Raw genomic sequence first — 25,097 nt, forward strand, 5'->3', positions numbered from 1 at the left:
CTCTTCGGCGGCTCCGCGGTTGAGGCCCGGGGCAGCGCCTCCGCGCAGCCCCGTACCCCGTCTCGCCCGGTCGGCCCGGGACCGGCCCCCAGGGCCGCACCCGACCCGCCGACTCCCGTCACCCGGAGCCGTCCATGCCGCGTTTCACAGGCCCTGCGCTCGCGCTCGCCCTCACCGCCCTCTCCGCCTCCGCCACCGCCGCCCCGACGGCCGCCGCCGACCCGGGCGCGGCGGCCCCCGCCGACCGCCTGACCCTGACGGTGACGCACAGCGGCACCCCGGCCGCCGACGGCACCGTCCACCTGACCTGCCACCCGGCGGGCGGGACGCACGCCGCGCCGCAGGCGGCCTGCGACCGGCTCGACGAACTCACCACCTGGGGAACGGATCCCTTCGCGCCGGTGCCGCCGGACTCGCTCTGCACGATGCAGTACGGAGGGCCCGCCACGGCCCGTGTCACGGGCACCTGGGCGGGCCGACCGGTCGACGCCGTCTTCTCCCGGTCCGACGGCTGCGAGATCGCCCGCTGGGACGGGTTCGTCCCCGTACTGCCCGACGTGGCGGGCGCCTGACCGGAAATGAGTCCGTTCTGTCACAGCCCGGCGATTCGTCCCGTTCGACCTTGCCCGCTCGTTCGCTCCGTCCGCAGACTCCCTGCCGGGCGCGACAGATCGGACCTCCACGAACAGGGAGCGGGTCAGAACCATGCATGTCATCCGAAACCGCCGGGCGGCGGCCGCCGCCGGCTTAGTCGCCTCCGTGCTGCTCGCCGCGCTGCCGACCACGGCCGGCTCCGCGTCAGCCGCCCGGCTCCCGCAGCCCGCACCCGCGGCGCGGGAGACCGGACCGGCCCGACCGGCACAGCCGCCGTGGACGGGACCGGTCGCGTCGTCAGCCCGCGCGTCCCAGGACACGCCGTCCGCACACGGCCCCCGTGTCCCGCGCCGCAGGGGCGCCGTACCCGCCCTCGGCCGCGTCCTCGTCAATCCGGCCACCGTCGACATCAGGCTGCCCTTCGACAGCGTGACGGACACGAGGGCGGAGTGGCGCGCGTCCGCCGTCGCCCAGAACCGGCTGACCACCCGGTGCATGGCGCGGTACGGCATCACGTACGTCCACCCCGATCCGGCGCCGGTCACCGGTCCCGACGACCCCCATCGCCACCTCTTCGGCTTCGCGGACCCGGTGTTCGCGGCGGCGCACGGCTACGACCGGACCGGCGGCGTACCGCGTCCGCCGCGTCCGGAGGCGCCGCCGCTCACCGACGACGGCCACACCGCGCTGTACGGCCACCGGCCGAGCGACCCGCCCCCGACGACGGGCCCCCTGTCCGAGGAGGAGGCGCGGGAGACGGACACCGGGATCACGGTGGGAGGCCTGAGCGTGCCGGTCCACGGCTGCGGGGGCGAGGCCTACCGGAAGCTGTATCTGCCCACCCGTACGAGCATCGACTCGGTCTTCCCGTTCATGCTGTCCTCCGAGGCCCACGCCCGAGCCACGGCCGATCCGCGGATGCGGCGCGTCTTCGCGAGCTGGTCGCGCTGCATGGCCCGCCACGGATACCCCGGCATCGCGAACCCCTACGAAGTGACGGCGGTGTACGACTTCGGCGACGACCCCGGCGGCCCCGCCGCCGTCGCCGCGGCCGTCCGCGACGTCGCCTGCAAGCAGAAGGTCAACCTGGTCGGCCTCGGTGCCGCCCTGGAGACGGCCCACCAGAAGCAGGTCGCCGCGGAGGTCGCGGACGACCTCGCGGCCTACCGCGTCCAGCGGGCGGCCCGGCTGGCACGGGCCGCCGCGCTCGGCTGACCCCCGCCCGGCCGACGCCCGGCCCGGACCGGGCCCGACGGGGCCGGAGAGCGTCCCGAGGCCGCCTCCGGCCCGCCCCGCCGGTACCCAGGGCCTCACCCGGTGAAGGTGGCGGACGGCGGGGTCCAGCGGCGGGTGCGAGGCGGGCCGTCGGGGACGCCGTACTCCTTCCTCAGCTGTTCGGGGATCGCGTAGTGCATGACGCGGCCCCGGGTGAGCGAGGACAGTTCGAAGACCGTGGTGAGGTGCCCGAGCCGGTCCAGGGCCCAGGCACCGAGCGGTGAACGGTCCTCGATGGTCTCCAGGACGCCCAGCAGCCGGGGCACCGCCTTGACGGCGGTGTCCCAGGGCGTGCGCGGGACCTCCAGCCAGTCGGCGCTCGTGTCACCGATCAGGTACCGCACGAGCGCCGACACCACCGGGTCGAGCAGCGTCCCGGGCACGACCTCCTCGTAGAGGTCGATCAACTGCCGGGTCAGCCGGGCCCCTTCCGGTGACGGCCCCATGTACCGGACCATGTACAGGTCGAGGAAGCGGCGCGCCTCCGCCAGGGACTTCGGCACGGCCTCCTGGTCGACCCCGAGCATCGCACCGACCACGCGCCAGGCGTAGAAGTACGCTTCTGCCCCCTCCTCCGTCAGGTGGATGCCGAGCCGGTGCAGACTGTCGAGGACGAGCAGCGAGAAGAACATCTGCCCGCCGATCATGTCCTCCTGACAGATCGGCACCCCCAGCGTCCCCGTGTCCCAGCGGTCCTCGCGCCTGAGGTGGTGGCGGATGGACGCGTGCAGCAGCCGGACCTTCTGCGCGGCCGGGACGAAGCGGCTGCCGGCCTCGAAGGCGTCGGGCTGCATCAGGTAGACCGTGAACTGGCCGGTCGCCGCCATGCGGGTCGACGGGTAGTCGAGGCCGTGGGTCGCCGACAGCAGCTTGGCCACGCGGGGGACGAGGTAGCAGGCGGGCATGGAGGCGAACGACAACGCCGTGGCGATGTGCACGTTGTTGTCGACGAAGAACAGCCGCGCCCGTTCCATCTCGTCCCAGTCCACCCAGGAGGGCGGGGCCTGCGTCGCCTCCAGGTACTCCCTGGCGACATCGGGCAGCCCGTCCGGAACGGGTGATCCGGCGGTGGAGAAGAACCGCATGAGGGTGTTGAAGGTGCCCGTCTCGCCGCGCTCGAAGAGGGTGGCGACGGTGGCGTCGGCGAGTGCGTCGCCGCTCTCCCGGAGGGCGTTCATCGAGGTCTCGGTGTGGAGCACGGTGGAGTCCTTCGTGTGGGTGGGTTCCGACCCTGGTCAGGAGGCGCGGACCGCGACCGCACGGGCCAGAGCGGTCAGGGCGCGGGTCGCGGGCGCCGGTACGGCCAGCTCGTCGAGGGCGCCGAGGGCCTCCTCGACCCGGGCGGCGATCATGCTCTCGACCCGCTCGGGTGCCTTGAGGCGCCGCATCACGGCGCGTACGGACTCGAGTCCCTCCTCGTCGAGGTCCGGCCGGCCCAGCAGGGCGCGCAGCCGCTCCCGCTCGGGCCGGTCGGCGACGCGCCACGTCTCCGCGAGGAGCGCGGTGGGCCGGTGGCCGCGCACGTCGTCGGCGTTGGCCTTGCCGGTGTGCCGCGCGTCGCCGAACAGCCCGAGCAGGTCGTCCCTCAGCTGGAACGCCTCGCCCAGCGGCAGCCCGTACGCGCTGTACCCCGCGCGCAGCCGGTCACCCGCCCCGGCCAGGAGGCCGCCGATCAGGAGGGGCTGTTCGACGGTGTACTTGGCCGTCTTGTAGCGCACCACCTTCAGCGAGGCCGTCGTGTCGGGGGCGGCGCCGGTGTGCAGGATCTCCAGGCACTCCCCGGCGATCAGGTCCCGGGCCAGTGCGGCCCACAGCGGACGGGCCCTGCCGAGGTAGGCGGCGGGCAGGCCGCTGGTGGCGAACAGCTGGCCGGCGAGCGACACGAGGAGGTCGCCGACGAGCATCGCGAGCGACCGGGCGGCGTCGACGGGCCGCGGGTGGTGCCGCACGGTCTCCCGGAGGGCCGTGTGCGCCGTCGGCCGCCCGTGTCGCAGCGGACTGTCGTCGATGAGGTCGTCGTGCACCACGGCGGCCGCGTGCACCAGCTCCATGGAGGCCGCCGCCCGCACCAGCGCGTCACTGTCCGGCTGACCCGCGGCCCGCCAGCCCCAGTAACAGAAGGCCGCCCGCAGCCTCTTGCCGACCGCGACCGACGCCTCGACCTCCCCGGCCACCGGGCCGAGCGCCGGATCGACCGCCGCCAGCAGGTCGGCCTCGTCGGCGACGAACCGGTGCAGGACCTCGTCCACACGCGCCCTGAACGCGCCCGGATCCCAGCCCTCAGTCACTTTCGGCCGCCCGCCGGGCCAGGGCGTGCCGGGCGAGGACCTCCAGGTGCGCCGGGGGCGCGGACGCGTAGCGGTCCAGGACGAGGCGGCCGCGTGCCGCGAGGTCCCGCTCGGCCTCCGCGACGAGCTCCGCGGCGTCCGAGCGCCGGGCGAGTCCGCGTACGGCTCCCAGGGCGGACCCCAGCGCGCCCGCGGCGATGTCGGCCAGCCCCGCGGCCAGGAGCACCGCCTGCTCCCCGGGACTCCCGCGGTGTCCGCTGTCTCGTGTCATGGCGACTCCCCCTCAGCAGTGGCCGGTACGGCGGCACGGCGGCACATCGAGGGGTCGACACGGCGATGTGCCGACTCCGCGACATGCCGACTCCCCGACGTACCGACATGGCGACACGGCGATGAGGCGACGCCGGTCACGCGCCGCCGGTCACGCGCCGCCGGTCACGCGCCGCCGGTCACGCGCCGCCGGTCACGCGCCGCCGGGACCAGCGTCCCGGGAGCGCGGGCGTGGGCGGGCGGAAACTCACGAACGAGTGATCACTCCGATGGGGCGTACGGATCCCGGGCGGATCGACGCCGCCCAGGGGCCGGCAGTCCGGACGGCCCGGAATCCCGGACGACCTGGATGGGCTGTCGGACGGCCCGGGACCCGCCTGGGCTGCCGGCCCGGAGGCCGGATGGCCCGGAAGTCGGATGGCCCGGGAGCGGCATGGGCTGCCGGTCCGGCGGACTTCCGGGCCCGGGCCCTGGCCCCGGCGCCCTGACCGAGCCCCGGCGATCTGACCGGGCCCGCGCGACCTGGCCGGGTCCCGGCGTCTAGCCGCCGTCGCCGGCCGTGGTCTCCTCCCACAGCCGGCGCAGGATCGCGACCATCCGCGCGGCGACCGGCTCGGGCAGTCCCGGGTTCCGGGCCGCCTCGGCCGCCGTGTCGCTGCTCCGGAGCAGCGGGACCAGGGTCCGGGCGGGCAGCGCCGGATGCCGGGCGGCGGCGTGCCGCACGTGCTCGTGCGGGTCGTCGAGGAGCCACACCGCCGACGCGGCCGACAGCCGGGGGTCCGTGGCGGCCCGGAACCGGACCTCCTCGTTCGGGTCCCGGCTGAGGCGGTCCACGAGCTCCGCCGTCGACGCCGGGTCGTCGAGGGCCAGTTGCCGCATCCGCGGGTTCGGGTCGTCGGCGTACCGGAGCAGGTCACGGCGCGGGAAGTTCGGGTGGCTGCGCGGGCGGCCCGGAGCGCTGAGGCTGCCGTTCCACCACCGCCACACCCGCAGCAGCATCTCGGCGGGCGCGTCCTCGCACGACTCGGCGAGGAAGAGCTGCACGACGCGGTCCTCGTCGTGCGCCAGGGACGCGATCACGTCCGGGGGCAGCCGTCGGGCCCGCGCGACGCTCCGGCGGACGAGCGGATGCGTGGATCCGGCCAGACGCCGCATGGCGTCCGGGTCCTCGTGCAGCGCCTGGACCCAGTCGAGCGTGTTGCTCCGCGTGCGGGGGTCGAAGTCGACGGCGATGCCCGCCCGCTGCTCCTCGGTGAGATCGGGACGCGTGGCGACCACCGACCGCACGCCTTCGTCGGGGTCCCGGGCGAGGACGGCGAGCAGGTCGCCGTCCAGCCACGGATTGCCCGCGAGGGCACGGCGCCGGTCGGGATCGGCGTGACGGGCCAGATGCGCGGCGAAGTCGCGTGCGAGCAGGCAGTGCTCCAGCGCGCCCGGGCCGAGCCCCGCCGACTCGTGGACCGACCGGGACAGCGGATGGTCCCGGTGGTGCCGGAGCAGCGCCGCACGGCGGACCGCGGGGTCGGGGTCGTCGACCAGGGCGAGCCGGACGGCGGCCTCCAGCCCGGACCAGGCCGCCCCGTCGCACGCCGAGGCGCGGACCGCGGGGTCGGCATCGCCCGCCAGGACCCCGAGCAGGTGCGCGGGCAGACCCGTCAGCCGGGCCGCCTCCTCCCGCACCTTCGCGGACGGGTCCCCGGCGAGTCGTGCGTACGCGGGGGCGGTGAGCTCGACGCGCCGGTCCGCGGCGAGCAGGGTGAGGATCCAGCGCTGCCGGTCGTCCTTCTCGGCGAGGACCAGCCGCGTCCACTGCTCCGGGGTGAGGCCGGGCTGGACCTCGGCCAGCAGCCCGCGCACCTTCCAGTCCGGGTGCGCGATCGCGGCCTCGACCACCGGCGCCGGGAGGGGGCGCCACAGGAGGTGGTGCGTCAGCCCCAGCAGGCCCGCGCGGAGGTCGTCGGTGACGGCCGGGTTGCGCACGAGGCCGTGCGCCCACTCCTCGCGCACCTTCGGCGCGGGCCCGGGCCCCCGGAGCAGCCGCTCCCAGGCGGCCTCGCGCTGCTCCGCGGTCTCCGTGGCCTCGGCGCGGGCGCTCGCCTCCCGCTGCGCGACGAGACCGTCCAGCGCGACGAGCCAGACGTCGTACTCCTCGCAGGTCGCCCCGACCAGGGCGTCGCCGTCGGTGGAGAGCGTCACGAACTCGGGCCGGCCCGGCCGCTCGCCGAGGATCCCGGCGAGGTCCCAGCGTTCGGTGAGCCGGACCCGCGTCCAGCGCCGCGGTCCGTCGCCGGACGACCCGTCGGCGACGTCGATGAGGAACGCGCCGTCCGCCCCGACCACTCCGTGCTCGACCGCCAGCCGGTGCCACTGACGGTTGAGCCCGGCGACGAGCTCGGGGGAGTCGTACGGGACGGCCACGGCCGGCGTCGCCTCGATCGAGATGACCGGGCGCCAGGCGGCCCACGGCCTCATGACCTCCTCCACCCGGCCTTCGCCGACGATCTCCAACCCGGCCCGCCGCAGCCGCTCCATCCGTCGTTCCCGAACACCCGTCATGTTCCTCATCCTGCCGCAGCCGCCGCCCGACCTGCGAGGGACCCCGACGGCCGAGGCCGGGACCGGCCGAGCGCCCCGGTGCGCCGGACGCGACGTCAGGCGGGCACCGCCCGCGGCGAGAACCCGTGTCCGCCCGTCGTCACCTCTGGTCCACCGCCTCGCGAGGCGGGCCGGTGTGCCGTGCGTCCCGGGGCCCGTACACGACGACGGGCGGCCCGTACACGACGACCGGCGGGCACCGGACCCGCGAGGGTCCGGTGCCCGCCCGCGTCACTCCCGGTCCGCCGCCCCCGCGAGGGGACGACGGCCGTCGTCCCCGCCGCCTCGGCGGGGGTCGGCGTACCGCTCAGGACGCGTCCCGCACCCGCCCCGTGAACTCGGGCCCCGGGACGGGCTCCCAGTCCGCGTCGTACGTGGTCAGCCGGGCCCGCAGCGACTCGACCGGCTCACCCACGCCGTCCCGGGCCGTCGGCAGCCTCACCTCGGCGGTCGTCGCGCCGGCCGGGACGGACACCGGCAGGTTCAGCCCGCCGAACGCGATCGCCGACAGCGGGACCGGCGGGCTCGGCAGCTCGCCGAGCTGCTCCCGCAGCCAGGTCGGGTCGAGGTCCGCCGTGGACAGCTCGGTACCGTCGGCAGGCGGAAGGAACTCGATGTGCCCGCCGATCTCGGCGTCGGCCGGTGCCGACAGCGTCATCCGCCACACCAGCGGGGCGCCCTCGGCCACATTGTCGGCGACCGGCGTCACCCCCACCGTCGGCATGGGGTCGTCGTTCCGCACGGTCACCCCGCCGCGGTGCGCCCCGACCACGGTGCCGCGCACCGCCTTGACGAAGGCGTCGTGCGTCACGTCCCGGCCGAAGCGGTCGTTGCCCCGTACCTGCACCGGGACGACGATGTCCTGCCGCCCCGGGCGCACCGTCACCACGCGGGAGGTCTGCTCGCCCGAGGCGGGATCGGCGACGAACAGCCGGACCTGGCCACCGCCCCGGCCGGACACGCGCACCGGCACCCGGTAGGTGCGTACCCCCGAGTCGCCCTCCGCGACCGTCAGGCGCCCCACGTCCACCCGTGCCGCCGGGGCGGGACGGACCGCCGGAGTCCCGGGGCGCCAGCCCCAGGCGTCCATCAGCCACGCGCGGCCGGAGGCCCCGCGCGGAGTCAGTTCGAGGGCGGCCACCCGCTTCAGGTCGAGACCTGCCCGGGTGGCGGCGGACAGCGGTACCCGCACCTCGCGCGCCCAGTACGAGGTGGTCCGCTCGCTGCCCGGCAGCCCGTCCACCCGGACGCGGCCCAGCTGGGCCCGGCGCCCCGAGGCGTCGGTCACGGCGACGTCCAGCTCGGTCCCCGCGGTGTTGGGCGGGACGATCACCCGGAGCGCCAGGAAGGAGGAACCGGTGAGGGAGACCGGCCGCGCGGAGCGCACCGCGACCGGGGTTCCGGGACGCGACCACGTCAGCGCCACGGCGTCACGGCCCGGTTCGGGGACCGCCTCCCAGTACGCGAAGTGCGGTGAGGAGCCGCCCGCGTCGCCGGACAGGCAGGCACGGTCGGAGTCGGGCGCCACCTGGGCGCAGAGCCTGCCGCCGCTGCCGGAGACGGTGAGCGCCGAGGAGCCGGGTACGAAGGCCGGCGTACGGTGCGCGCCGACGGCGTGCGTGAGGGCGCGGACCGGGCCGGCCGAGGGCATCCGGCGGCCGGTGCCGTCGAGGAGTGGACGGGCCCGGTCGTCGCCCGCGACGAACAGGCGGGCGGCCGCGGCGATGTAGGCGGCGCCGGCGGTCTGCTGCTGCGCGGCGGTGAGACGGGTCCTCGTGCCGGGGGAGCAGACGGGATCGGGCTGCTCGTCGGACCAGAAGTCGTCGGAGGCCGGCGCCTGCGCCTGGCCCGGGGTCCACTCGCTGTTGAAGAAGTTGTGGTTGGCGCCGACCATGTAGACCGCGCTGTGCAGCGCCGCGCCCCGGCTCACCCCGCGGGTGCCGTCGACGAAGTTCTGTCCCTGGAGGTCGGAGACGTCACCGTCGCAGCCCGGCAGGACGGTCATGGAGGGCACGTCCGCCGCCGGGTTGTTGCCGAAGATCGTGGGTCCGATCGGCACGGTGCCGAGGATCTTCCACCGGACGGGGCCCCGGTAGCCGTCCTGCTCGGCGGGCGGCGGGGTGAGGCTGTCGACGGCGGCCCGGTTGACGCCCTCGCCGCCCCGGGAGTGGCCCACGAGGAGGACCCGGGACAGGTCGGCGGCGGAGGTGCCCCGTACGGCCGCGGGGGCGGAGGCGCGGTCGGCGGACCAGTCGGCCCAGTACGCCAGGTGCCGGCGTATCAGCGACGAGCGGGCCTGCGCGCCGCCGTCCTCGGCGCGGAAGTCCTGCCCGTTGACGCCGTTGGCGGATATGGACAGGGTCACGTACCCCTGGGAGGCCAGCAGCCGTTGGGCCCGCAGGTACCCCTGGTGGCTGGGGACCGGCTTCGATCCGGCCGCGCAGGGCCAGTCGCCGGTCACCTCCTCCGTCCCCGGCGTGTAGCACGTGCCGTGGCGGCCGTGGAGGAACAGCGCGACGGGCCGCTTCCCGGGCGCGCCCGCGGGGCCGACGACCGTGGCGCGCATCTCGACGGGCTCGGGGAACCCGGGCAGCCGCACGGACTTCAGGTCGTACGCGCCGGTGACGGTCCGGTAGCGGCCCGGAGCCCCGGGGTCCACCCCGTTCGCGGGAAGCGGCGCGCCCGGCGCCGCGGCCCGGGCCGGGGGAGCGAGGCGCGCGGAGCGGCCGGGCCCGGCCGCGTCGAGGCGGCGCCCGGCGGCCGTGACCCGCAGTCCGGTGGCCTCCGTGAGCCGGGTGTCGCCGAGGGGCAGCCGGAAGGAGCGCCCGTCCCGGTCGGCGACGGGGTGCCCCAGGAGACGGTCCCCGGCGTGGAAGGCGAGGCGGGAGTCACCCATCGGGACGGGCTCGGGGGACGTCCACACCAGCTGCCGGTTCGCCCCGGCACCGGTCAGCCGCCACCCCTCGGGCAGCTCGGAACCGCCGGGCAGGCCGCCCGGCGCGGCCGGGGGCGCTCCGGGGGACGGCGGGCCCGGGGGCGGCGAGGGCTGCGCGTACGCCACCCCGGACGCCACCGAGGCGAAGGCGAGTAACGCCGCGGCGGCTGCCACGCCGCGTGTAGCACGTATCACAACGGTCTTCCTCACGGTCGGACTTCGTGGGGGACCGGGAGGTGCACGGCGCGCCGCGCACCCGCGTCGCGCGAGCGCCCCGCCCGTTGCGGCCGCTCCGCCCTCCCCGGCTTCCCTCTCTCGCCCTCGGAGGATGCGGAGGACGGCCGGCAGGTTGCCTGCCGGCGGCAACGCCGGGGCGCACACCCGGTCCCGGCGGGCCGGGGGCGCCCGCTCGCCACGTTCGACGTCATCAGCGACATCCAGGGCGACCTCCGCGTCCTCGGTGCCGCCCTGGAGGACATGCACCGCACCCATCCCGGGGCCCGCGACTTCGCGTCCGGCACCTGGCTGAAGCAGATCACGGTCCCGCTCTCGACCCGGATCTGACGACCGGGGGCCGCCGACCGGGCGGGCCGCGCTTCCCGCTACGGTCTCCGGATGACCGAACTCACCAGCCTGGGCCCGACCCGTGACGCCTACGACGCCGTCGCCGCCGTCTACGCGGAGCAGTTCCACGACTCCCTCCGCGACCGTGCCGTGGAGCGCGCCCTCCTGGGCGCCTTCGCGGAACTGGTGCGCACGAACGGCGACGGCGAGGTCGCGGACCTCGGCTGCGGGCCGGGCTACGTCACCGCACACCTGCACGGCCTGGGCGTGCGGGCGTTCGGCGTCGACGCCTCGCCGGAGATGATCGGGCTGGCACGCGCGGCCCACCCGGAACTGCGGTTCGAGATCGGTTCGATGGGGGCGCTCGACGTCGCCGACGGCGCTCTGGCCGGCGTCCTCTCGCGCTGGTCCGTCATCCACCTGCCGCCTCACGAACTTCCGCCCGTCGTGGCGGAGTTCTCCCGGGTCCTGGCCCCGGGCGGGCATCTGATGGTCGACTTCCCCGCCACGGACGGCCCCGAGCACGAGACGCAGAGCTACGACCACACGGTGGCCACGGCCTACCGCTGGAACCCCGACCGGCTCGCCGCCCTCCTGCGGGAGCACGGCCTGACGGAACTGACCCGCACGACGATCGCGCCACGTCCCACGGACCGCAGGCAGTTCCGCGAGATCCAGCTCCTGGCCCGCAAGGAGTGACGGCGACCGGCACGCGGCGCGGTGCCGCGGACGGAGGAGGAAGCGGAGCCCTGTGCGTGCTGACGCGGCCACGCCCGGCACCACCTGGACGAGCCTCCTGACCTGCCCTGACGGGTCCGAGACCGGGCGTTCCCCGCGCCCGGGCGCCCGCGGCCGGTCCGCTCCGGGGAGCGGGCCGGCCCCCTGTTAGGGTGCGCCGATGTCAACGATCAAGCAGATTCAAGTGACCATCGACTGCGCGGAACCCGCGCGTCTCGCCGACTTCTGGTGCGAGGTGCTGGGGTACGTCGTGCCGCCGGTCCCGACCGGGTTCGACACGTGGGAGGAGTACCACCGCTCCCTGCCGCCCGAGGAGCAGGTCGTCTACTTCGCCTGCAGCGACCCGTCGGGTGTGGGCCCCCGTCTGCTCTTCCAGCGTGTTCCCGAGGGCAAGATCGTCAAGAACCGGGTGCATGTCGACGTACGGGCCGGTCTCGGACTCGTGGGCGACGAGCGGCTGGCCACACTGGAGGCCGAGTGCGCACGCCTGATCGCGCTCGGCGCGGTCCATCTGCGCACGATGCTCGCCGACGGCGAGAACGAGTCCTGCATCGTGATGCAGGACATCGAGGGCAACGAGTTCTGTCTCGACTGAGACGGGCCACGACACCACCGCGCCGCCGCCGCCCGGTCAGGGCGGCGGCGGCGCGATGTCGCCCTTCGTCGGTCCGGGTCTCAGTACGCGTGCCCCACATGCGCGATGGCCTGCTTCAGCAGTGCCCCGCGGCCGTCCGGCATCTCGTTCTGCACGGCCGGGGAGGCGGCCTCCTGCGGGCTGAACCAGACGAGGTCCAGGGCATCCTGCCGCGGCCGGCAGTCCCCGCTCACGGGCACGATGTACGCCAGCGAGACCGCGTGCTGACGGGGGTCGTGGTACGGCGTGACCCCCGCGGTCGGGAAGTACTCGGCGACCGTGAAGGGCTGCAGCGACGGGGGGACGCGCGGCAGGGCCACGGGCCCGAGGTCCTTCTCCAGGTGGCGCAGGAGGGCGTCCCGGACGCGCTCGTGGTGCATGACCCGGCCCGAGACCAGGGTGCGGCTGATGGTGCCGTCCGCTCCGATCCGCAGGAGCAGACCGATGCTGGTGACTTCGCCGCTTTCGTCCACGCGCACGGGCACGGCCTCGACGTACAGGATCGGCATCTGGGCCCGAGCCGCGTTCAGCTCGTCGGTGCTCAGCCAGCCGGGCGTGGTCTCTGTCATGTCGGACATCGCTTGATCATACTTACCCGGATGCCCCTCGGCCTAGGGCGCGTGTCTGCCAGGCGGGTGGGAGTCCCCGCGGACCGGTGCGTCCCGCCCCCGGTCCGCTGATGTGTTCGGCGGGCGATCCGCACACCCGGGGCGGCACGGTGCACGGCGGAGGAGCGGTCGGTGCCGTGGCGAGCGTCGGGAGGGCCGGTCATGGTGTGGTCTCCTCGACTTCCCCGCGGGCGCCCGGGACGCCCGGGGGGTCCGTGGGGCGTGCGGGGCGGGGCGGTGTCGTGGGGCGTTCGAACTGGCGGGCCTGCAGCTCGTACGCCTCCCGGAACGCCCCCGTCCCGGTGGCCGGGTCCATGAGTTCGGCGAAGGTGCCGCGCTCGACGACCCGGCCCTCGTCGAGGACGTAGATCATGTCGGCGTGGCGCGCACTCGCCAGGCGGTGGGTGATCAGGACGGTCGTCTGGCCCTGGTCGGACAGCTGGTGGATCTGGTCGAAGACCCGCTGCTCGGCGGCCGCGTCCAGGGCGCTGGTGGGCTCGTCGACGATCAGGACGGACCCGTCGCGGTGCCGGGCCCTGGCCAGCCCGAACTTCTGCCACTGGCCTCCGGAGATCTCCTGCCCGCCCTTGTAGCCGCGGGCGAGGAGCGAGTCCCAGCGGCGCGGGAGTCCCGTGACGACCGCGTCCGCCCCCGAGTACGCGGCGGCCGGTGCGACGGCCGCGTCGTCCATGGGGTCCGACGTACGCCCGATGCCGATGTTGACGCGGGCGGTGAACGGCCACCGGAAGAAGTCCTGGGCGACCATCGCCACGCGCGCGAAGACCTGCGCCCGGTCGGCCTCCGCGGTGCTCACCCCGCCCCACAGGACCCGTCCGCTGTCGGGCAGCCGGGCCCCGCTGAGCAGGCTGATCAGGGTCGACTTCCCGGCACCGTTGCTCCCGACCAGGGCCACGGTCCGGCCCCGGGGGATGCACAGGTCGACCTCGGTGAGCGAGGGCCTGTCCTTGCCGGGATAGGTGAAGGTGACGCCCTCGAACCGGATCTCGTCCACCTGCTCGGGCAGGTCGCGCCCGCCGGTGGGAATGGCGCGCCGGACGGCCTCCGCGCACAGCGTCTCCAGGTCGGCGACGAACAGCGCCTCCTCCTGGACGTCCGTGACCCGCAGGACGAGGTCCGTGATGCCGGCGGAGCCGGTGCGGATCGCCAGGACCGCGGTGCCGGCCACCGCGAGGTCCATGCGGCCGTGCCACAGCAGCAGTCCGAGGACGCCGTAGGTGGCGACGGTCGCGACGCCGCGGGCCGAGTCCGCCAGGACGTGCGTCCGCGCCCCGGTCCACGCCAGTCGCGTCTGCTCGCGTTCGCTGGTCCGCGCCATCTCCCGGAAGTGGGTGAGGAGGAAGGGAGCCACGTCGTGCACCCGGATCTCGGCCGCCGCCCGCTGGTCGATCAGCAGCTGGCTGATCAGTTTGGCGGCCCGGACGTGCTGGACGAAGCGGTGCCAGCTGACGTACCGGTGCCGGGCCATGGTGAGCGAACCCCACGCGCTGGGCAGCGCCATCAACACCAGCAGCGGCAGGAGCGCCCAGTGCAGCACCGCGAGGACGCCAGCGGCGGCGGTCAGGGAGATGGCGGAGGTGACCACGGCGGTGCAGTAGCCGACCATCCGACGGGCCGAGTCGGCGCCCCACTGCGCGGAGTCCATCAGCTTGTGGAAGGCGTCGTCCTCGATCGCCTCCAGTTCCACCCGGGCCACCAGCCCGAGATAGCGTTCCGTCGCCACTCGCTGGGCCTTCGGCTCCAGGATGCCGATCGCGGCGGCCGAGGCGGACTGGCAGGCCGAGCCGAGCACCGCGAGGAGGGCGACCAGCACGAGCGACGGAAGCGCCGCGCGGAGCCTTCCGGTGATGTCGCCGGACGCGAGCAGTTCCACGAGCAGGGAGTTGACCGCGATCAGGGACACGGCCTGGGTGATGCCGCGGGCGACCTCGCAGACGGCGACCGTGGCGAACGCCCGCCGGTCGGCCTCCCGGGCGAGTCGGATCGCGACCGCGACCTGCCGGGGCAGCGCCGCGGCCATCTGCCGCAGACCGAGCTTCAGCCAGGCGCCGTCGTGGGTGCCCCAGCCGAACTCGTAGGTGAGCTCACCTCCGAAGAGCAACTCCTCGGAGGGCGAGGGACCGTCCGCCGAGGCGGGGGCGTCGACCTTGCCGTCGGTCATCCCCACCACCGCGCGCCCGGTCGGGCCGTGCAGGAGACCCGAGCGGTACGACGGGGTCGCACCGGCCCGGACGAAGGCAGGAGGGGCACGGGTTCGGCGGCGGGAGGAAGAACGGTCCGGGGATTCGGAAGGGGGTACACGGCGGCCTCCGGGAGGGTGCGTGGGGGTTCACCGGGCTCAACGACGACCCCCGCCCTCTCGAACACATGACTTTTGGACGGGCTGCGCACCCCGACTCCCGGCGAAAGCACGTTCGTTCCGACTACACCGACCCTTGTCCGCTCTGCCCCGGGACCGGACCCGGGCGTGGCCGAAACGCCGATGCCGCGCCCGGCGACCCGTGCCCCGCGGAGGCGTTCCGCTCCGCGGGACACGAGGGTGCCGGAGGAGAGCGCGGTCAGTGGTGACCCGCGTGCGGGGCGACAGGCGCGGCGGGGGTCTGCCCCGGGTCCAGGACCATGAACTGGCCCATCATTCCCTGGTCTTCGTGGTACAGCATGTGGCAGTGGTACATGTACGGCGCGGTCGGATCCGCGTAGTCGGCGAACCGCATGACGAGCCGCATCGTGGTGCCCGGCGGCAGGAGGACGGTGTCCTTCCATCCGGCCAGGTGCGCCGGGGGTGTCCGGCCGTCGACGGTGAGCACCTGGAACTGCACGTCGTGCACGTGGAAGCTGTGGAGCGTTCCGTCCCCGCTCCGGACCTCCCAGATCTCGGTGGTGTCCCTGAGGACGGTGAGATCGATGCGTTCCGGTGACATCCGCCGTCCGTTGATCGTGTGCTCGGCCAGTTCGAAGACCCGCCGCCGGCCCGCCTCGTGGGCCGGGAGGCGCGGTACGTCCGCGAGCCGTGCGGGAAGGCGCGCGGAGGGGATCAGGGTGTCGGCCGCCCGCAGCTGGAGCACGTCGAAGCGGTCCGCGCCGCCGTCGCGCTGGACGAATCCCGCGCCGGTGTCGGGATCGGAGCTGCGCAGGACGACGCGTTCGCCCGGTGCGAGGGCGACGACGATCTCGGCGCGTTCTCCCGGGGCGAGCTGGACGTGATCGGTGCGGTGGGGTGCGGCGAGCAGTCCGCCGTCGGTGGCGACCAGGTCGAAGGCGCGCCGGTCGGCGAGGTGGAAGCGGAAGACGCGCGCGATGGAGCCGTTGAGCAGGCGGAGCCGGACGCGCCGGGTCGTCACGTCGAGGTAGGGGCCGAGCGTGCCGTTGACGAGGATCCGGTCGCCGAGGAAGCCGGTCGTCCCGGCCATCGGCTCGTCGGGATCGAGCACGCCGTCCGGGAGCCGGCGGTCCTGCACGATCAGCGGGATGTCGTCGATCCCGTATCGGTGGGGCAGTTCCGGCGGTGTCGCGTCGTCGTCGATCAGGAACATGCCGGCCAAGCCGCGGTAGACGTGTTGTGCGGTACGGCCGTGGGGGTGCGGGTGGTACCAGAGGGTGGCCGCCTGCTGGCGCACCGTCCAGGAGGGCGACCAGGTGGAGCCCGGCCGGATCGTCTGGTGCGGTCCGCCGTCCATGGAGGGCGGCAGGTGCATCCCGTGCCAGTGCAGCGAGGTGGCCTCGTCCAGGGTGTTGGCGGCGTTGATCCGTACCGTCTCGCCGCGCGCGGCGCGCAGCGTGGGACCGAGGTGGGCGCCGTTGATCCCCCAGGTGCGGGAGGGGCGGCCCGGCGTGAACTCGGTGCGGCCCGCGGCGATCGTGAGGTCGAAGACGCGCCGTCCCCGCGCGTCGGTACGGGAGGGGGCGAGGGGCGGGGTGCGGAGCGGCCGGTCGAACGCCACCCGGCCCCAGGTGTCGACCCGACGGCCGGCCCAGGAGGCCGCGCCGCCGAGGACGGGCAGGGCGACGGCGGATCCGCCGAGGATCCGCAGCAGGGTGCGCCGGGGGAGGGTCATGCGGCCGCACCCGCATTCCGTGCCGCGACCGGCGACGGTGGCCGGGGGCGCAGCGGGGGCAGAGCGCGTATCCGCATGAGCGTCATGACGGAGACGCCGAACATGAGGACCCCGAGCGGGACGTGGAGCTCGCGGACGTGGGCGAAGCCGAGCGCGGCCTGCGCGAGGGTGAACAGCAGCAGCGGCGCGGCCTGGAGGACCGTGCGCGTGGCGACGGCGCCCCGGCGCCGGGCGGCCACGGCTGCCGCGAGGTGGAGCGCCACCGCCGAGACGACGGCTCCCGCCATTGCGCCGTGCGCCGAGCGGCCGACGGGAACGGAGGCCAGGAGCAGGCCCGCCGACACGGCCTGGACGAGGAGGACCGCGGCCTGCGCCGCTGCGGTGGCCCGCAGGACGCGCAGGACGCGGGGCGGGCGTGGGGGTGGAGCGTGCTGTTCCGACATGGGTTCACTTCGCGTTCGTGAGGGTGAGAGGGAGGGAAGGGGGGTGGGAGGAGGAAGAGGAGGAAGACGAGGAAGAGGAGGAGGCGAGGTGGGAGAAGACACGTCGCCTGACGCCTGACGCCTGACGCCTGACGTGCGTCCGGCGTCCGGACGTGCGCGTCGGGCGTCCGTCGCCGCCCGGGGTGTCAGCGGGCCTGGCGCACCCCGCGCCGCCAGACCTCGGCGACGGCGCGGACGGCCGTGACGTCCCGGGTGGGGTCCCCCTCGACGAGGAGGAGGTCGGCCCGCAGGCCCGGCGCGATCCGGCCGCGGTCGTGGAGCCCGAAGTGCCGGGCGGGGGCGGCCGTGGCGGCGTGCAGGGCCTGGACGGGAGTGAGACCGGCCGTCGTCAGGAGTTCGAGTTCGCGGTGCATGCCCTCGCCGTGGAGCGGGGCGAAGGGCGTCGCGTCGGTCCCGGCGAGCAGGGTCGCTCCGGCCGTCGCGAGGGCCGCGACGACCTCGGTGGCGTACGCGCCGCGGTCGGGGCGCCCGGCGCCGGAGGCCTCGGCGTAGGAGAGGGTGCTGACGACGAACACGCCCTGCTCGGCTGCCTGTTCGGCCAGTTCCCGGGTGGGGGGCGCGCCGGAACCCTCCGCCCACCAGGCGTGCGCGAGGCCGTCGACCCCGGCGGCGAGCGCCGTCGCGGCCTCGGCGGCCGTGGCGGCGTGGGCGATGGTCCGCAGCCCCGCGTCGCGGGCCGCCGCCACGAGGGCCGCCGCGGTGGCGGCCCCCAGGACGGGGAGGCGGCTTCCGGCCGTCTCCCCGTCGTCGATGACGATCTTGAGGTAGTCGCTGCCCTCGCGGACGCGGGCGGCGACGAAGGCGGGGGCGTCCTCGGGGCGGGAGACGGTGTCGAACGGGCCTACGGCGTCGCCGAACCCGTCGGCCATGAGGGACATGAGCGGGGCGGGGTGCCCGCCGGGGGCGGTGGCGAGGATCCCGGAGCTGCGCAGGTCGGCGACGTCGTCGCGCGAGGCGGCCAGGGCCCGCTGGCGGCCTAGGTTCGCGGGCAGGCAGAACATGTCCAGTTCCGTCGTCACGCCGTGGCGCAGGGCGGCGGCGAGGCTCCCGTCGAAGGTGTGGGTGTGGGCGTCGATCAGTCCGGGCAGCAGCGTGCGTCCGGTTCCGTCGATCTCCACGTCGGCGGGCCGTGCGCGGTCGGGGACGGCGATCCGGTCGCCCTCGACGAGCACGTCGGCGCGTTCGAGGGCGCGGGCGCCGTCGTAGACGCGGACGTCGCGGATCAGCGTGCGGGCAGGAGTGGGCACCACGGCCTCCTGGAGGGTCGGCAGTTAGTTCGCTCGCTGATAGTACTCCAGCTAACTATCTCTGGGTGAATAAGATGGAGGCATGAGCGGAGACGAGGGCGCACCCGGGGGCGAGGGGCGCGGTGAGCGCGACGACGAGGACGTGGTCGACCGGATCGCGGCCGACTGGAAGCGGGAGCGCCCCGACCTCGATGTGACCCCGCTGGCCTTCGTGGGGCGGATCGCGCTCGTCGCCGAGACTCTCGTCGGCCCCGCGGGCGAACGGGCCGTGGAGCGCCACGGGATCAACAAGGGCGACTTCGACGTGCTCGCCACCCTGCGCCGGCGCGGAGCGCCCTACAGCGTGATCCCGTCGGTGCTGTCGGCGGAGTTGATGATGTCCCGCGCCGGGATGACGAAACGGCTCGACCGTCTGGAGGGGGCCGGTCTCGTCCGGCGCACGCTGGACGCCGAGGACCGGCGCAGCTTCCGCGTCACCCTCACCGAGGAGGGGCTCGCGGTGGTCGACGCCGCGCTCACCGCTCTCGTGGAGTCCCTGGGAGATCTCGTCGCGGACCTCGACCAGGACGAACGGCGGCACCTCGACGACGCCCTGCGCACGCTGCTGCGATCGCGCAAGGGCTGAGCGGCCCGGCGGAGGCAGGCCCGGCCGCGCGGGGCTCCCCGGCGCGGGCGGCCGGGGAGTTCCGGGGCGCGGGCCGTCGCCTGCGCGGGGCCGAGGGGGTGGGCCGGGGGTGCGGGCCGGCCTCCCGGTGGTCCTTCGGCTGTCAGGCCCCGGTGCGGCCGACGCTGCGCGCCCACAGGATCAGGGGGACCTGGAGGGGCAGCCGGCCGTAGGCGATCGCCCGCGCCTTGGGCGAGCGGTTCCGCCAGTCGTACGCCATCTTGACGTTGGCCGGGAAGACCCCGGCGAAGAACAGGGCCGTGGCGCGGGCGCTCGCCCTGCGGGTCGCGGGCACCGCGAGGCCGGCCGCGAGGGCCAGTTCCGCCACCCCGCTGACCTGGGTCCAGGTCCGCGGATCGCCCGGCAGGGACTCCGGCACGACGGCGTCGAACTGCTTCGGGGAGGTGAAGTGGGCGACCCCCGCCGTGGCGAGCAGGCCGGCGAGCAGGAGGGCGGAGCGGGCGGACCGTGACATCGGATTCCTTCGGGGTCGAGGCTGCGGCCGACGGTGACCCCCGTACCCTACCGGCCGGTAAGTGCGGAGGGAACGTCCCCCGGCACGCGGACGGCTCCGCCCGTACGCCCGGCCCGAGGGGCCGGAGACGTACGGGCGGAGCGGCTCACGGGCGGCGCGGGACCGGCGCCGCCCCGCGGGTCACGGCTTCTGCTGCGAGTGGAGGGCGGCCACCTCCTCGGAGGTGAGCGCCTTGTCGAAGGCGCGGACCTCGTCCACCGCGCCCTTCCAGAAGTCGACGTTCCCGCCGCCCCACTTCGCGCGGCCCACGGACAGCGGACCGGTGCCGACCTCGGCGGGGCCGGGGGTCGCCGTCGCCACGAGGGCGCCGTCGACGTACAGCCTGATCTCGTTCCTCGCGGTGTCGCGGACCCCGACCAGGTGGTACCAGCGGCCCGTCTCCGGCGTGGTCGCGTAGCGGGCGCGGATCCCGCCGGGCGTGCTGAAGGCGAAGGCGCCCTGGCCGTACTGCAGATAGAAGGGGTTCTCCTGGCGCCGGCCGTCCTGGCTGACCACGGTCGCGTAGTTGCCCGGCAGGGAGTCCAGCGTCGCCCAGGCCGACACCGAGTAGTCGGCGGTGGTGTCGATCACGGGACCCGCGGTCTCGGCGTACCGGCCCTGGCCGTCGAACCTCAGCGCGCTGCCCCTGACCCCCGGCGCCCAGGCCGTGCCCTCGGACAGCTTCAGGTCCGCGGCGTTCGGGCCCGCGTCCCGCGCCGTCGTCCCGGTGCCCTCGTCGAGGGACCACGACCCGCCGCCCGTCAGCCGGTCGCGCTCGCCCGCCGCCGCGCCCGCCGCGATGACCTTCCGGTTGATCTCGCGGACCCGCACCGGGTCGACCTTGATCTCCCTGCGGTCGTACGTGTACAGGCCGTTCAGCTCGTTCTCCAGGTCGGAGATCTGTGTGTAGATCGAGCCGGAGAGCTCGGCGCCGGCGGCTTCGAGGTAGTACTTCTCCGTGTTCTCGACGTACGTGCGGGTGAGCGCCTCCTTGTCGGCGACGCCGCTGTAGATCACGGTCGGCGCGCCGGGCCACATGTGCCCGGGGGCGCGCAGGGTGAAGCCGCCGTGCTCACCGTCCATGGCGGCCCGCCGGGCGTCGGGGAACGCCGGGTCGGTGTTGTTGTAGTCGTGGTGGTCGATGATGTCGCCCTTGCCCGAATCACCCTTCGAGTTGCAGCAGTTGACCCCGCTGTGGGCGTTGACGACACGGGACGGGTCGGCCGCCTTCACGGCCTCGGCGATCCGCCCGGTCTCCTCGCGGTCCCACTCGCCCCAGCCCTCGTTGAAGACGATCCAGCCGATGACGGAGGGGGAGCTGTGGTGCTGGCGCATCATCTCGCGGCCCTGGTCGACGAAGGCCCGGTGGCCCGTCTCGTCGGTGAGATCGCCCGAGACGAAGTCCTGCCAGACCAGCAGGCCGAGCCGGTCCGCGTGGTAGAACCAGCGCGGCGACTCCACCTTGATGTGCTTGCGCACGGCGTTGAAGCCGAGCTTCTTGTGCGCCTCCAGGTCGAAGGCGAGGGCCTTGTCGCTCGGCTGGGTGTAGAGGCCGTCGGGCCAGAACCCCTGGTCGAGGGTGGCGAGGGAGTAGATCGGCTTGCCGTTCAGCACCAGCTTCTGGAAGCCGCCGACCTTCTCCACGGAGATCTTCCGCATGCCGAAGTAGCTCTCGACGGTGTCGCTCGACCGTCCCTGGACCAGCTTCACGTCGAGGTCGTAGAGGTACGGGTCGTCCGGGCTCCAGAGCCGCTGACCGGCCACCGGCAGCCGGAGCTCCGTGTTGGGCGGGCCGCTGACCCGGCCGACGACCTTGCCGCGGGCGTCCTTGGCGACGGCCTCGACGCGCGCTCCGGACGTGGCGTCGTCGGACGCGACGGTGACCGCCAGGCTGCCGGTGTCGATGTCGGGGGTGGTGACGACGTCGTCGATGGAGACCGGGGCGACCGGTTCCATCCAGACGGTCTGCCAGATGCCCGACGACTGGGTGTAGAAGATGCCGCCGGGGTTCGTGGACTGCTTCCCGGTGGGCTGGTTCCGGCCGCCGGTGTCGGTGACCGCGACGACGACCTCCTGGGGGCCGGTGCCCTTGATCGCGTCGGTGACGTCGGCGCTGAAGGCGTTGTAGCCGCCGGTGTGCTCGGCGACCTGCTTGCCGTTGACCCACACCCGGGCCTGGTAGTCGACGGCGCCGAAGTTGAGCTTCAGACGGTTCTTCGTGCCGCCCGTGCCGACCTTCCAGTCCTTCGGCACCTCGACGAGGCGGCGGTAGAACATGTGGTCCTCGTGCCGTTCGACGCCGGAGAGCTGCGACTCGACCGGGAACGGCACGACGATCCTCTCGTCCAGGTCCCTGCCGAAGACCGGCTGCTCGCCCGCGTCGGCGCCGGCGAACTGCCAGGGGCCGTTGAGGTTCTTCCACCTGCCGCGCACCTGTTGGGGGCGCGGGTACTCGGGGAGCGGGCTCCTCTCGTCCAGCCGGTCGCCCCACTCGGTGGTGAGCCGGTGGGTGGAGGAGTTCTTCGCCGAGCGGACGATCTGCGGGACGGTCTCCCCGCCGTTCTTCAGGCCGCCCTTCCCGTCGTAGTCGACCCTGACCCGCTGGCCCTTCTGGACCGGCTCGGAGAGCGTCACGAGGACGGAGTTCCGGTCGCCCGGGGCGACCGCGACCGAGCGGATCGGCATGGGGGTGGTGTCCGCCTCGACCGTGAGGTGCTCCTTCACGGCGGCGAGGTCGGAGACCCCGCCCTCGAACCGGGCGCGCAGCCGGCGCCCGCTCTCGTCCACGGTCAGGTCGACCGGATACACCTCGAAGTCCGCGGGCGGGGTGAAGGCCGACTCCGGTACGAGCTGCTTGCCCGTCGTCGGTGTCGACCAGCGCAGGAACATGTTGGCGCCGCCGGTGTCCTGGAACATCTCCAGGCGGAAGTCGTGCTTCTCGCCCGCGGTGAGCCGGATCGCGGCGCTCGTCTGCTCCTTGTCCCAGTCGGGAACCCAGTGGTCGATGACCGGCTCGCCGTCGATGAAGAGCCGGAAGCCGTTGTCCCCGATGCCGTAGAAGGTGTAGTCGCCGGTGACGGGCGCCTCGATCCGGCCCGTCCAGCGGGCCGTGGTGTGCTCCGAGCGGCCGGTGAGCTTCTGGAAGGTGCCGGTCAGGCCGGAGAAGTCGACCTGCGGGTCCAGGGACGTGCCGCCGAGCGTGGCGAAGTCCCGGGCGCCCGGCGCGGACATGCTGAAGTACTCGCCCTTCAGGCCGTGTACCTCGATGGCGGCGTTCTCGGCGGGGGAGGCGCTCGTGCCGCGGGGCTGTCCGGCCGCCGCGGCGACGGGGAGCAGGGCGCTGCCGGGCAGCACCAGGGCCGCCGCTGTCAGCAGGGCCCACAGTCTGGTGCGGGAGTGTCGTGGTGTCATTCGGTCTTTCCTTGTGGCGGAGGGGAATCGGAGGCGTGCCGGACGGGGGCACGGCGGCTGAACCGCCGTGCCGTGCCGCCGGGGTCGCGGGGCGGGCGGGGGAAGGGGGCGGGTCGGGGTCGGCGGGCGGTCGGGCCCCCCGTCCCGGCCGAGGCGCCCGCGCGGTCGGCGTACGCCGGTCGTGCGGAGGCCGTACGCGGGCCGGGGGAGTCGTGCCGGGCGGCGGACGTCGTGTGCGGTGGCCGGACGGGGGCGTCGTGCGGTGCTGTACGGGGTTCCCGTACGGGGTGGTGCGCGTCGTGCGGAGTTCTCGTACGGCGCCGGCGCGGCCCGTACGGGGATCGTGCGGGGTGGTGCGGGTGGTGCGGGGTGGTGCGACGCGCCGAACGGGGCTCCCGTCGGGCGGTGGTGCGACGCGCCGTGCGGTGGTCGTACGGCGCCGGTGCGGCGCGCCCGGACCGTGGTCGTCCGGCGGTCGAGCGGTGCCACCGCGGGGGTGTCCGCGGAGGTGTCCGCGGTGGCGGGGAACCGACGGCGTCCGAGCACGACACCGTGCGGGCACGGGATGGCCGACGGCGAGGGCCGGCCGTCATTCCAACGTTGGAAATCGGCGTGCAGCGGAATGACAGCACGCTGTCCGGCGGCTGTCCAGACCTCTCGCACCCTTCCGTCGAGCGGGCCCCGGGCACGGCGTCCGGCGGCGGGACCGGGGCGTGAGAGCGCGTTCAGGAAACGTCGCTCCGAACCCTTGCCGAGCGCTCCACGGCGCAGTTATAACGTTGTAAAGCCGCCGACGCCGCCCGGTCATCCGAGGGTATCGAGGCCGCGTTTCCGCAGTTCGGGCTCGTCTCGGCCGGGCAGGCACGTCCTTCCCCGGCAGGACGACAACGTTTCCCATCCCCGCGCGACCGCACGCCACTCGGCGGTGCTGTCCCCCGCCAAGGAGTGTCTTGACATGCCCCTTCCGAAGAGAACTCGCGTGCTCTCCCTCGCCTGTCTCGTGGCCGCCACCACCACGCTGGCGCTCAGCGGCTGCGCCAAGTCCGAGACCTCCGACCAGGCCGGCGGAGACAGCAGCCAGGGCGCGCAGGTCGTCCAGACCCCCACGGCGTCCGCGGCCACCGGATCCGGCTGCTCGCTGACCGCCTACGGCGCCCCCAAGCTGGACCTCGCGAACGCGGTCGTCGGCTTCTCCCAGTCGGAGAAGGAGGCCAACCCCTTCCGCATCGCCGAGACCCAGTCGATCAAGGACGAGGCCGCGAAGCTCGGAGTGAAGAAGCTGCTCACCACCAACGCGCAGTCGCAGCTCTCCAAGCAGATCAGCGACATCCAGGACATGCTGGCCCAGGGGGCGCAGTTCCTGATCGTCGCCCCGCTCAACTCCGACGGCCTGGAGCCGGCCCTCCAGGCGGCGGCCGCCAAGAAGGTGCCGGTCCTCACGATCGACCGCAAGGTGAACGCGACGGCCTGCAAGGACTACCTGGCCTTCCTCGGCTCGGACTTCGTCGAGCAGGGCAAGCGCGCCGCCGACGCGATGATCAAGGCGACGGGCGGCAAGGGCAAGGTCGCGATCCTCCTCGGCTCCTCCGGAAACAGCGTGACGACCGACCGGACCAAGGGATTCGTCGACCAGATCGGGGCCAAGGCGCCCGGCATCGAGATCGTCGCCCAGCAGACCGGTGAGTTCGCCCGTGACAAGGGCCAGCAGGTCATGGAGCAGCTCATCCAGTCGAAGCCCGACATCACCGCCGTCTACGCGGAGAACGACGAGATGGCCCTGGGCGCCGTGACGGCGCTCAAGGCCGCCGGCAAGGCACCGGGCAAGGACGTCAAGGTCGTCTCCATCGACGGCACGCGCAACGCCGTCCAGGCCCTCGCCAACGGCGAGCTCAACGCCGTCATCGAGTCCAACCCGCGCTTCGGCCCGCTGGCCTTCGCCACCGCCCAGAAGTTCTACGCCGGTGAGGGCATCCCCGAGGACGTCATCATCTCGGACCGCTCCTACGACCCGTCCAACGCCAAGGCGTCCCTCGGTGGGGCGTACTGACGCCGCGTCTCTGCCCCGCCGGCCCCGCGGTGACCCGGCGTGTCCGGCCCCCGGATCTCCCGCTCACCCGGCAGCTCCGGCATCCGGGTCACCGGGCCGGATGGTCACCCGGCCCCCTGGAACGGTGACCGGAGGCG

The 25,097-nt window shown here is 74.4% G+C and carries 18 protein-coding genes; 6 read left to right on the forward strand and 12 right to left on the reverse strand.

Features of this window, described 5'->3' with window-relative positions; translation table 11 throughout:
- The first annotated feature begins 134 nt into the window (after nucleotides 1–134).
- Complete coding sequence (locus ACY0MR_RS33545) at nucleotides 135–572, forward strand: SSI family serine proteinase inhibitor (protein WP_388797393.1); 438 nt, start codon at nucleotides 135–137, stop codon at nucleotides 570–572.
- A 133-nt stretch (nucleotides 573–705) separates the two neighbouring features.
- Nucleotides 706–1,809 carry a hypothetical protein gene (locus tag ACY0MR_RS33550; RefSeq protein WP_473557217.1) on the forward strand — a complete coding sequence of 368 codons (1,104 nt, stop codon included), beginning with the start codon at nucleotides 706–708 and terminating at the stop codon, nucleotides 1,807–1,809.
- Between the two features lie 95 nt (nucleotides 1,810–1,904).
- Here the strand turns inward: ACY0MR_RS33550 and ACY0MR_RS33555 are convergent, their stop codons facing one another.
- The 5 genes from ACY0MR_RS33555 to ACY0MR_RS33575 form a co-directional block, all read right to left on the reverse strand.
- Nucleotides 1,905–3,068 carry an oxygenase MpaB family protein gene (locus ACY0MR_RS33555; protein ID WP_388797397.1) on the reverse strand — a complete coding sequence of 388 codons (1,164 nt, stop codon included), beginning with the start codon at nucleotides 3,066–3,068 and terminating at the stop codon, nucleotides 1,905–1,907.
- Nucleotides 3,069–3,104: 36 nt separating this feature from the next.
- Nucleotides 3,105–4,157, reverse strand: a complete 1,053-nt coding sequence (locus tag ACY0MR_RS33560) for a polyprenyl synthetase family protein (RefSeq protein WP_404084982.1) — start codon at nucleotides 4,155–4,157, stop codon at nucleotides 3,105–3,107.
- A complete protein-coding gene (locus tag ACY0MR_RS33565; RefSeq protein ID WP_473557220.1) occupies nucleotides 4,150–4,428 on the reverse strand; it encodes a polyprenyl synthetase in 279 nt (92 codons plus the stop codon). Before ACY0MR_RS33565 ends, ACY0MR_RS33560 begins: the two co-directional genes overlap by 8 nt.
- Nucleotides 4,429–4,967: 539 nt before the next feature.
- Nucleotides 4,968–6,983, reverse strand: coding sequence for a PE-PGRS family protein (locus ACY0MR_RS33570; protein WP_473557223.1), 2,016 nt, complete (start codon nucleotides 6,981–6,983; stop codon nucleotides 4,968–4,970).
- A 346-nt stretch (nucleotides 6,984–7,329) separates the two neighbouring features.
- Nucleotides 7,330–10,152, reverse strand: coding sequence for an alpha/beta hydrolase family protein (locus ACY0MR_RS33575; protein ID WP_473557224.1), 2,823 nt, complete (start codon nucleotides 10,150–10,152; stop codon nucleotides 7,330–7,332).
- Between the two features lie 420 nt (nucleotides 10,153–10,572).
- On the opposite strand from ACY0MR_RS33575, the gene ACY0MR_RS33580 reads away from it, so the two are divergent.
- On the forward strand, nucleotides 10,573–11,220 hold the full coding sequence (locus ACY0MR_RS33580) for a class I SAM-dependent methyltransferase (protein ID WP_404084972.1): 648 nt from the start codon (nucleotides 10,573–10,575) through the stop codon (nucleotides 11,218–11,220).
- A 199-nt stretch (nucleotides 11,221–11,419) separates the two neighbouring features.
- The gene (locus ACY0MR_RS33585; protein ID WP_361861025.1) at nucleotides 11,420–11,854 is read left to right on the forward strand and encodes a VOC family protein; all 435 of its coding nucleotides are present in this window, start codon (nucleotides 11,420–11,422) and stop codon (nucleotides 11,852–11,854) included.
- 80 nt (nucleotides 11,855–11,934) lie between these two features.
- Here the strand turns inward: ACY0MR_RS33585 and ACY0MR_RS33590 are convergent, their stop codons facing one another.
- The 5 genes from ACY0MR_RS33590 to ACY0MR_RS33610 all read right to left on the reverse strand — a co-directional run bounded on the left by ACY0MR_RS33590 (nucleotide 11,935) and on the right by ACY0MR_RS33610 (nucleotide 18,324).
- Entirely contained in the window at nucleotides 11,935–12,462 is a 528-nt protein-coding gene (locus tag ACY0MR_RS33590; RefSeq protein ID WP_361858437.1) for an NUDIX hydrolase family protein, read from the reverse strand.
- Nucleotides 12,463–12,661: 199 nt separating this feature from the next.
- Nucleotides 12,662–14,680, reverse strand: coding sequence for an ATP-binding cassette domain-containing protein (locus tag ACY0MR_RS33595; protein WP_473557229.1), 2,019 nt, complete (start codon nucleotides 14,678–14,680; stop codon nucleotides 12,662–12,664).
- 397 nt (nucleotides 14,681–15,077) lie between these two features.
- Nucleotides 15,078–16,574, reverse strand: a complete 1,497-nt coding sequence (locus ACY0MR_RS33600) for a multicopper oxidase family protein (protein WP_473557232.1) — start codon at nucleotides 16,572–16,574, stop codon at nucleotides 15,078–15,080.
- Nucleotides 16,571–17,017, reverse strand: a complete 447-nt coding sequence (locus ACY0MR_RS33605; protein ID WP_403310920.1) for a hypothetical protein — start codon at nucleotides 17,015–17,017, stop codon at nucleotides 16,571–16,573. The genes ACY0MR_RS33600 and ACY0MR_RS33605 overlap by 4 nt, the downstream gene beginning before the upstream one ends.
- Nucleotides 17,018–17,202: 185 nt before the next feature.
- Complete coding sequence (locus ACY0MR_RS33610; RefSeq protein ID WP_473557235.1) at nucleotides 17,203–18,324, reverse strand: amidohydrolase family protein; 1,122 nt, start codon at nucleotides 18,322–18,324, stop codon at nucleotides 17,203–17,205.
- Nucleotides 18,325–18,406: 82 nt separating this feature from the next.
- Between ACY0MR_RS33610 and ACY0MR_RS33615 the strand changes: the two genes are divergently transcribed.
- A complete protein-coding gene (locus tag ACY0MR_RS33615) occupies nucleotides 18,407–18,949 on the forward strand; it encodes a MarR family winged helix-turn-helix transcriptional regulator (protein WP_473557237.1) in 543 nt (180 codons plus the stop codon).
- A gap of 142 nt (nucleotides 18,950–19,091) precedes the next feature.
- Here ACY0MR_RS33615 and ACY0MR_RS33620 read toward each other — a convergent pair whose 3' ends face one another.
- Complete coding sequence (locus ACY0MR_RS33620) at nucleotides 19,092–19,463, reverse strand: DoxX family protein (protein WP_404084961.1); 372 nt, start codon at nucleotides 19,461–19,463, stop codon at nucleotides 19,092–19,094.
- A 180-nt stretch (nucleotides 19,464–19,643) separates the two neighbouring features.
- The gene (locus tag ACY0MR_RS33625; RefSeq protein WP_473557240.1) at nucleotides 19,644–22,913 is read right to left on the reverse strand and encodes a LamG-like jellyroll fold domain-containing protein; all 3,270 of its coding nucleotides are present in this window, start codon (nucleotides 22,911–22,913) and stop codon (nucleotides 19,644–19,646) included.
- Nucleotides 22,914–23,868: 955 nt separating this feature from the next.
- On the opposite strand from ACY0MR_RS33625, the gene ACY0MR_RS33630 reads away from it, so the two are divergent.
- Nucleotides 23,869–24,960, forward strand: a complete 1,092-nt coding sequence (locus ACY0MR_RS33630; protein ID WP_388797417.1) for an ABC transporter substrate-binding protein — start codon at nucleotides 23,869–23,871, stop codon at nucleotides 24,958–24,960.
- Nucleotides 24,961–25,097: the final 137 nt, after the last annotated feature.

The organism is Streptomyces sp. JN8 (assembly GCF_055808075.1).

What these genes read in the sequence shown, in the direction of transcription:
- ACY0MR_RS33630 (WP_388797417.1), top strand. Translation starts at nt 23,869, where the DNA reads ATGCCCCTTCCGAAGAGAACTCGCGTGCTCTCCCTCGCCTGTCTCGTG.
- ACY0MR_RS33580 (WP_404084972.1), top strand. Translation starts at nt 10,573, where the DNA reads ATGACCGAACTCACCAGCCTGGGCCCGACCCGTGACGCCTACGACGCC.
- ACY0MR_RS33565 (WP_473557220.1), bottom strand. Translation starts at nt 4,428, where the DNA reads ATGACACGAGACAGCGGACACCGCGGGAGTCCCGGGGAGCAGGCGGTG.
- ACY0MR_RS33590 (WP_361858437.1), bottom strand. Translation starts at nt 12,462, where the DNA reads ATGACAGAGACCACGCCCGGCTGGCTGAGCACCGACGAGCTGAACGCG.
- ACY0MR_RS33550 (WP_473557217.1), top strand. Translation starts at nt 706, where the DNA reads ATGCATGTCATCCGAAACCGCCGGGCGGCGGCCGCCGCCGGCTTAGTC.
- ACY0MR_RS33545 (WP_388797393.1), top strand. Translation starts at nt 135, where the DNA reads ATGCCGCGTTTCACAGGCCCTGCGCTCGCGCTCGCCCTCACCGCCCTC.
- ACY0MR_RS33615 (WP_473557237.1), top strand. Translation starts at nt 18,407, where the DNA reads ATGAGCGGAGACGAGGGCGCACCCGGGGGCGAGGGGCGCGGTGAGCGC.
- ACY0MR_RS33620 (WP_404084961.1), bottom strand. Translation starts at nt 19,463, where the DNA reads ATGTCACGGTCCGCCCGCTCCGCCCTCCTGCTCGCCGGCCTGCTCGCC.
- ACY0MR_RS33605 (WP_403310920.1), bottom strand. Translation starts at nt 17,017, where the DNA reads ATGTCGGAACAGCACGCTCCACCCCCACGCCCGCCCCGCGTCCTGCGC.
- ACY0MR_RS33600 (WP_473557232.1), bottom strand. Translation starts at nt 16,574, where the DNA reads ATGACCCTCCCCCGGCGCACCCTGCTGCGGATCCTCGGCGGATCCGCC.
- ACY0MR_RS33625 (WP_473557240.1), bottom strand. Translation starts at nt 22,913, where the DNA reads ATGACACCACGACACTCCCGCACCAGACTGTGGGCCCTGCTGACAGCG.
- ACY0MR_RS33585 (WP_361861025.1), top strand. Translation starts at nt 11,420, where the DNA reads ATGTCAACGATCAAGCAGATTCAAGTGACCATCGACTGCGCGGAACCC.
- ACY0MR_RS33595 (WP_473557229.1), bottom strand. Translation starts at nt 14,680, where the DNA reads ATGACCGACGGCAAGGTCGACGCCCCCGCCTCGGCGGACGGTCCCTCG.
- ACY0MR_RS33570 (WP_473557223.1), bottom strand. Translation starts at nt 6,983, where the DNA reads ATGACGGGTGTTCGGGAACGACGGATGGAGCGGCTGCGGCGGGCCGGG.